This window comes from Kitasatospora sp. NPDC004272 (assembly GCF_053603035.1).
This window is the reverse complement of record NZ_JBSGET010000247.1, coordinates 1-5,817: the sequence shown is the minus strand read 5'-3', so window position 1 is coordinate 5,817 and position 5,817 is coordinate 1. Positions and strand designations below refer to the sequence as shown.

Sequence of the window (5,817 nt, the reverse complement as noted above, 5' to 3'; positions counted from 1 at the left end):
AACCCCCCCAACCCCCCCAAAACCCCCCCCCCACACCCGCCCGCCCGCGCCAACACCCCCCCCCCCCACCGCCCCGCACCGCGCCCCGGGTCGGGCCGGGGCGGCCCCCGCCCGCCGGGGCCGTGCCGGCCGCGGGCCGGTCGGTGGGCCCGCCGGTGGTGCCGGGGCTCCGGCCGCGCCGGTCCGGGACGGCGGTGGGCGCGGGTCCGCCGCCGGCACCCGGAAGGGGGGTGCCGGCCCGGCAGCGCCCGCTGCCGCGCTCCGGAGCCGTGCGGGCCGCGGGTCCGGTGCCGGCACGGGTGCTTCGGGCGCGGGCTCCGGACCGGCAGCGCCCGCCGACGGCCCCCGGGGCCGTGCGGGCCGCGAGCCCTCCCGCGGCGTCGGCGCTCCGGGCGGTGGCTCCGGCCCGGCAGCGCTCGTTCGGGCGTTCCGGGGCCGGATCGGGCGCAAGCCCGCCACCGCACCGGAGCCCGCCGCCGAACCGGCGCCGCCGACCGCACCCGTCCCGCCCGCCCGGCGCGCGGCGCGCAAGCCCGCACCGGGTGCCGCCGGGCGCCGCCGGGGATCGAGCGGGTAGTCCCGGCCGGGGCACCGCTCCTCCCCGCCGGCGCCCCTCCCGCCCCGCTCGGCCGTCCGCCCCGTCCCGCCGTCCCGCCGTCCTTCCCCGCCGTCCTCCCCGCTCCGCGCCGCGCCGTCGCGCGGCGACGAGTTCACCCCTACGACCTCCCTGGAGTCACCGATGCCCGAACCCCGCCGCAGCGCCCGCGCGCTGGTCCGCCGCTGGTGGCCGCTGGCCGTCGCCGTTCCGCTCGGTGCGGTGGCCGGTGCCGGATACGCCGCCGTCTCGCACCCCAGCTACGCCGCCAGTTCGTACGTGGTGGTGGTCCCGAACAACCCCGGCGAGAACTCCACCGCGGTCAACTTCGCCCAGGCGTACGGTCGGCTGACCGGCCAGCCGCAGGTGCTGATCGGTGCGGCGGCCGAGACCGGTCACTCGGTGACCGAGTTGGCCGGCCTGGTGCGCGGCACCACCTCGCCGGACGCGCCGGTGATCGAGATCACCGGCACCGGCGCCCGCGGCGCGGAGGCGGTGAAGAACGCGGACGCGGTGGCCAAGTCGCTGATCGCGTTCGGCAACACCAGCAGCAAGGAGACCGGGGTGCGGCTGGTCCCGCTGGCCCCCGCCGCCGAGCCGGACGCCCCGTCCTCGCCGTCCGCGGCCCTGGACACCGGCGTCGGCGCGGCGGCCGGCGTGCTGCTCGGCACGCTGGTGATGCTCACCCGCCGCAAGGGCGAGCCGGCCGTCGGGGCGGCGCTGCCCGGCCAGGCCGAGCCGGAGCCCGCCCCGCGCACGGAGCCGGCTGAGCCGGTCGTGCAGGCCGAGCGGCCCGCCCCGGCGGGTGCCCGGTGAAGCTCCGCCAGCGGCCCGGCGCCGGCCCCCGGGTGCCCGCCCAGCCGGCCCGGGACGCCGCCGACCGCGAGCGGTGGACCGGTGAGGTGCTGCGCGCCGACGACGCCCTGGACCGGCTCGCCGACGACTGGGACGACCTGCACCGCCGGTGCGCCACCGCGACCGCCTTCCAGGCCGCGCCCTGGTTGCGTTCCTGGTGGCGCCGCTACGGCCGCCCGGGCGCGCTGGTGCTGGTGCTGGTCCGCCGGGACGGCCGGCTGGTCGGGGCCGCCGCGCTGCGCCGCCGGGGCCCGTTCGGCGGCCTGACCAACCTGGGCGCGGGCCTGGTCGACTTCACCGACGTGCTGCTCGACGACGACTGCGCCGACCGGGCCGCCGCCGAGCTGGCCGCCGCGCTCCCGCTGCGCCGCCCCTGGCACAGCCTGGAGCTGCGCGAGGTGCACCCGTCGGCCGCCGTGCAGCGGGTGTACGCGCACTGGCGCGGCCGCCGCCACCGGTACGCCGACTCGCTGTGCCAGTACCTGCCGGCCGTCCCGATGGACGAGTTGCTCAAGCGGCTGCCCGGCAAGAGCGCCCAGCGCAACCGGGTCAAGCTCCGCAAGATCGCCCAGTCGGGGGTGCGGGTGCACTCCGTGACCGCCGAGGAAGTCCCGTACACGGTAGGCGAGTTGCTGCGGCTGCACATGCTGCAGTGGCAGGACCGCGGGGTCACCCCGGAACACCGCACCGCGCGCTTCGCCGAGCACCTGACCGAGTCGACCACCGGCCTGGTGGCGACCGGGCGGGCGGCCATACACCGGTTCGAGCTGGACGGCGAGGTGCTGGCGGTGAACCTGGTGATCCTGGGTGCCCGGTTCGGCGGCCTCTACATGTACGGGGCCCACCCGAAGCTACGCGACAAGGTGGACATCGCCGGGATGCTGTTCAACGCCGCGCTGGACGAGGCCCGCACCGCCGGGATACCGCAACTGAGCCTGCTGCGCGGCCAGGAGCCGTACAAGCAGCGCTGGCGTCCCGACCAACTGTCCAACCAGCGCCTGGTGCTCGGCCCGGGCCGCCTCGCCCCCGCCGCGGTCGCCCGCGCACTGCGGGTCCGGGCCCGGATCGCGGCCGTGCACGTCCTGCGGACCCGGGCGCCGAAGCTGAAGGAGGCGCTAGCGCAGCGGCGACTGCGGTGAGGTCTTCAGCGGCCCGGCCGCCCCGGAGGAGCCGGACATCAACTGCCGGTACACCGAGGCCGACTTCGGGTTGTCCTTGCACTGCCAGAAGCCGTGCGGGCAGTAGTCGGTGACGGTCTGGTAGGCGGTGTCGTGGGTGCGCATCCACTCCACCATCCGCCGGACGAACTCGGGGTTGTCGCCGTTGCGGAACAGCCCCCACTCCGGGTAGGAGACCGGCTTGCCGCGCTTGGCGGCGAACTCCACCTGGTCCTGCAGCCCGTACGGCTCGGAGACGTACTCGTCGAAGGTGCCGCCGGCCGGCTGGTCGTAGCTGTCCATGCCGATGATGTCGACCACGTCGTCGCCGGGGTAGCAGCGGGTCCAGGGGATCGCGTCCAGCCCGCGGGTGGGGGTGAAGTCGAAGGAGAAGTGCTGGCCGGGCACCGAGCGCATCACGCCGACGATCCGCCGCCAGTACGCCTTCCAGGCCGTCGGGTCGGGTTTGCAGCGCGAGGTGTAGGTGACGCCGTTCATCTCCCAGCCGAGGGTGATGACGGTGTCGCCGCCGCCGAACGCGACCAGCTTCCGGGCGAGGCGCAGGAAGTGCTGGTCGAACTCGCCCTGGTTGCCGCGGGCCAGCAGCCGGGCCACCTCGGCGTCCGGCACGTTGCCCTCGTTGGGGACGAGCATCGGCACGCCCAGCACCAGCCGCCGCCCCGGGTCGGACTGCCGCCACTGCGACCACAGGCCGAGCACCATCGGCTCGCCCTCGACGTCCTGCCAGCCGTTGCCCGCCAGGTAGGTGTGGCCGACCTGCATGTTGGCGTTGTTCAGCCAGGAGGACATCCGGGCGATGTTCGGGATGTAGTTGTCCCACGAGCCGACGAACGCGCCGAACGGCACTTCGTGCACCGCCCGCTGCACCACCGGCCGGGGGGCCGCGCCGCGCGGCTGGATCGCGTCCGAGGAGAGCGCCGCGTGGCGCTCGGTCTGGCTGATCGGGGTGCCGGAGGGCACGCTCGCGGTGGTCACCAGCAGCAGCGCGGCCGCGGCCAGGGTCAGGCGGCCGAGACGCATGGGCTCTCCGTACGGGTCCAGGGGACGATTCCGGCCCCAGGAGCCTAGCCTGACGGACCGTCATAAATGCCCCAAGTCACCCCAACGGGTCAACCCGGGAGCCGGTCAGCCGAAGGTGTCGCACGCGGTCATGTCGCCGGTGCGGTAGCCGGTGGTGAACCACTGCTGGCGCTGCGCGGAGGAGCCGTGCGTCCAGGTCTCCGGGTTGGTCCGGCCGGTGGCCCGCTGCTGGATCCGGTCGTCGCCCACCGACTGGGCGGCGTCCAGGGCCAGCGCGATGTCCTGGTCGGTCAGCCGGGTGATCAGCGGCCGCCCGGTGGAGGGCTGCGGGGTGGTGGTGGCGTGGTGCGTCCACACCCCCGCGTAGCAGTCGGCCTGCAGTTCCAGCTTCACCGAGGCGCTGTCGGCGCCCTGCCGGTCCCCGCCGACCTTGTCCGTGGTGCCGAGCAGGTTCTGCACGTGGTGCCCGTACTCGTGCGCCACCACGTACGCCTCGGCGAACGGCCCGCCCCGGGCGCCCAGTTGGCGGCCCATGTCGTCGAAGAACCCCAGGTCGAAGTACGCCTTGTGGTCGCCGGGGCAGTAGAACGGGCCGACCGCGGAGGTCGCGGTGCCGCAGGCGGTGGCCACCCGGTCGGTGAACAGCACGCTCTGCGCCCGGGCGTAGGTGCGGCCGCGGGCCTCGAAGTCGGCCTGCCAGTACGTCTGGACGCTGTTGACCACGGCCAGGACCCGGCAGTCCTGCCGCTCGTTGGCGTCCGCGCCGGTCCTGCAGGCGGAGGCCGACTGCGCGGAGCTGGTGGCCTTCCCGACCGGCGGCGCGGCGCCGCCCTGGCCGTCGGTGCCGAACAGGCCGGGGTCCAGGCCGAACAGCAGCGCCACGACCAGGCCGAGGATGCCGATCGCGCCGCCGCCGACGGCCAGCCCGCCGCCGGGGATGCCGCGCCGGTCCTGGACCTGCGAGGAGTCGAGTTCCGCCTCGTCGTCGAACTGCATTCCGTCTCACCTCTGTAACAGTCCGTGGGGCCGTCGAGCGCGTACCCCAGCGGGCCCCGGTCATGCGCCGGAAAGGCACCGCCGCAGGTCGGGCCGGGACGCGTCAGGGCCGGATAAAGTCCCGTGCCGGGGACACGCCCGGGCGCGCGGGCCGTCAAACCCTGCGGTCCTGTCAGTGCCCGCCCGATAAACTCCGCCCGTGTCCTTCAACCCGCTGAGAAGCCTGTCGCCCCGATCGGTCCTGCCCGCCGCCGCCGTCCTGCTGGTCCTCGCGGCCGGAGCGGCGGCCCACGCCAACCGTCCCGAGCCCTTCGGCGACCGGGTGGTCCCGGGTGCCGCGGACGCCAGCCCGGTCAGCGCGCAGTCGACCGGCACGGAGCAGGCCGACTTCCGGGTGGGCCCCGGCGTGGAGGTGTACTCCACCAGCACCGGCGAGCGCCTGTGGTCCTACCGCCGCGAGGGCGCGACCGCACTGCACCTCACCCGGCTCGCCGGGGACGTCGTGACGGTCTGGGACGACGGCATGATCACCGCGGTCGACACCGCCGACCACTCGGTGCGCTGGCACCGCAGCGTGCCCGGCCTGGCCGACTGGCTGCGCGCCGACGGCGAGCCCGGCGCGGCCGACCGCACCGAGACGCAGCGCAAGCAGCAGATGACCCGGCGCGCGGTCGACGCGCTGCGCCCGTCCCCGGACCAGGTCAACGACGCGTTCGTGACGGTGGTCACCCCCGGCCTGCTGATGGGCTTCCGCGAGCGGGACGGCGACCTGCGCTTCAACGCCCAGCCCCCGACGGGCTGCGAGTTCCTGCCGGCCCGCGCCGCGGCGACCGACGACGCGGTGCTCGTCCCGCGGCTGTGCCCGTCCGCCCCCGGCTCCGGCTCCCGCCAACTGCCCGGCGGCGTGGCGGTGTTCTCGCTCACCGACCACGGCAACTTCCTGGTCACCGGCCCCGACGTGGTGCTGCGCCCGCTGGACGGCCACCGGGTCTCGGTCGAGGACGGCCCGGTGATCGGCAGCTGGGTGTACGACACCACGCTGGGCGGCCGGGAGACCGGCTGCGGCAGCACCGCCGCCCCGTTCGCGGCGGCCCGCCCGACCTGCGACAAGTGACCGGCGGGTCGGCCGACCGCCGACCGTCCCGGCCCGGGCGGGGGGGGCGCCGGGCCGGG

Annotated in this window: 5 protein-coding genes; 3 read left to right on the top strand and 2 right to left on the bottom strand. The window is 76.0% G+C overall.

Annotated elements, in window-relative coordinates; translation table 11 throughout:
* Nucleotides 1-739: 739 nt before the first annotated feature.
* The gene (locus ACWEO5_RS37845) at nucleotides 740-1,411 is read left to right on the top strand and encodes a lipopolysaccharide biosynthesis protein (protein WP_452166610.1); all 672 of its coding nucleotides are present in this window, start codon (nucleotides 740-742) and stop codon (nucleotides 1,409-1,411) included.
* A complete protein-coding gene (locus tag ACWEO5_RS37840; RefSeq protein ID WP_452166609.1) occupies nucleotides 1,408-2,589 on the top strand; it encodes a GNAT family N-acetyltransferase in 1,182 nt (393 codons plus the stop codon). Before ACWEO5_RS37845 ends, ACWEO5_RS37840 begins: the two co-directional genes overlap by 4 nt.
* Here the strand turns inward: ACWEO5_RS37840 and ACWEO5_RS37835 are convergent.
* Nucleotides 2,566-3,648: a glycoside hydrolase family 26 protein gene (locus tag ACWEO5_RS37835; RefSeq protein ID WP_344552247.1), complete on the bottom strand. Its 1,083-nt coding sequence runs from the start codon at nucleotides 3,646-3,648 to the stop codon at nucleotides 2,566-2,568. The genes ACWEO5_RS37840 and ACWEO5_RS37835 overlap by 24 nt on opposite strands.
* 105 nt (nucleotides 3,649-3,753) lie before the next feature.
* A complete protein-coding gene (gene ypfJ / locus ACWEO5_RS37830) occupies nucleotides 3,754-4,644 on the bottom strand; it encodes a KPN_02809 family neutral zinc metallopeptidase (protein WP_452166608.1) in 891 nt (296 codons plus the stop codon).
* Between the two features lie 199 nt (nucleotides 4,645-4,843).
* Here ypfJ and ACWEO5_RS37825 point away from each other — a divergent pair, with 199 nt between their 5' ends.
* Nucleotides 4,844-5,758, top strand: coding sequence for a hypothetical protein (locus ACWEO5_RS37825; RefSeq protein WP_452166607.1), 915 nt, complete (start codon nucleotides 4,844-4,846; stop codon nucleotides 5,756-5,758).
* Nucleotides 5,759-5,817: the final 59 nt, after the last annotated feature.

Coding starts and splice junctions, on each gene's coding strand:
- ACWEO5_RS37845 (WP_452166610.1), top strand. CDS start 740: ATGCCCGAACCCCGCCGCAGCGCCCGCGCGCTGGTCCGCCGCTGGTGG.
- ypfJ (WP_452166608.1), bottom strand. CDS start 4,644: ATGCAGTTCGACGACGAGGCGGAACTCGACTCCTCGCAGGTCCAGGAC.
- ACWEO5_RS37835 (WP_344552247.1), bottom strand. CDS start 3,648: ATGCGTCTCGGCCGCCTGACCCTGGCCGCGGCCGCGCTGCTGCTGGTG.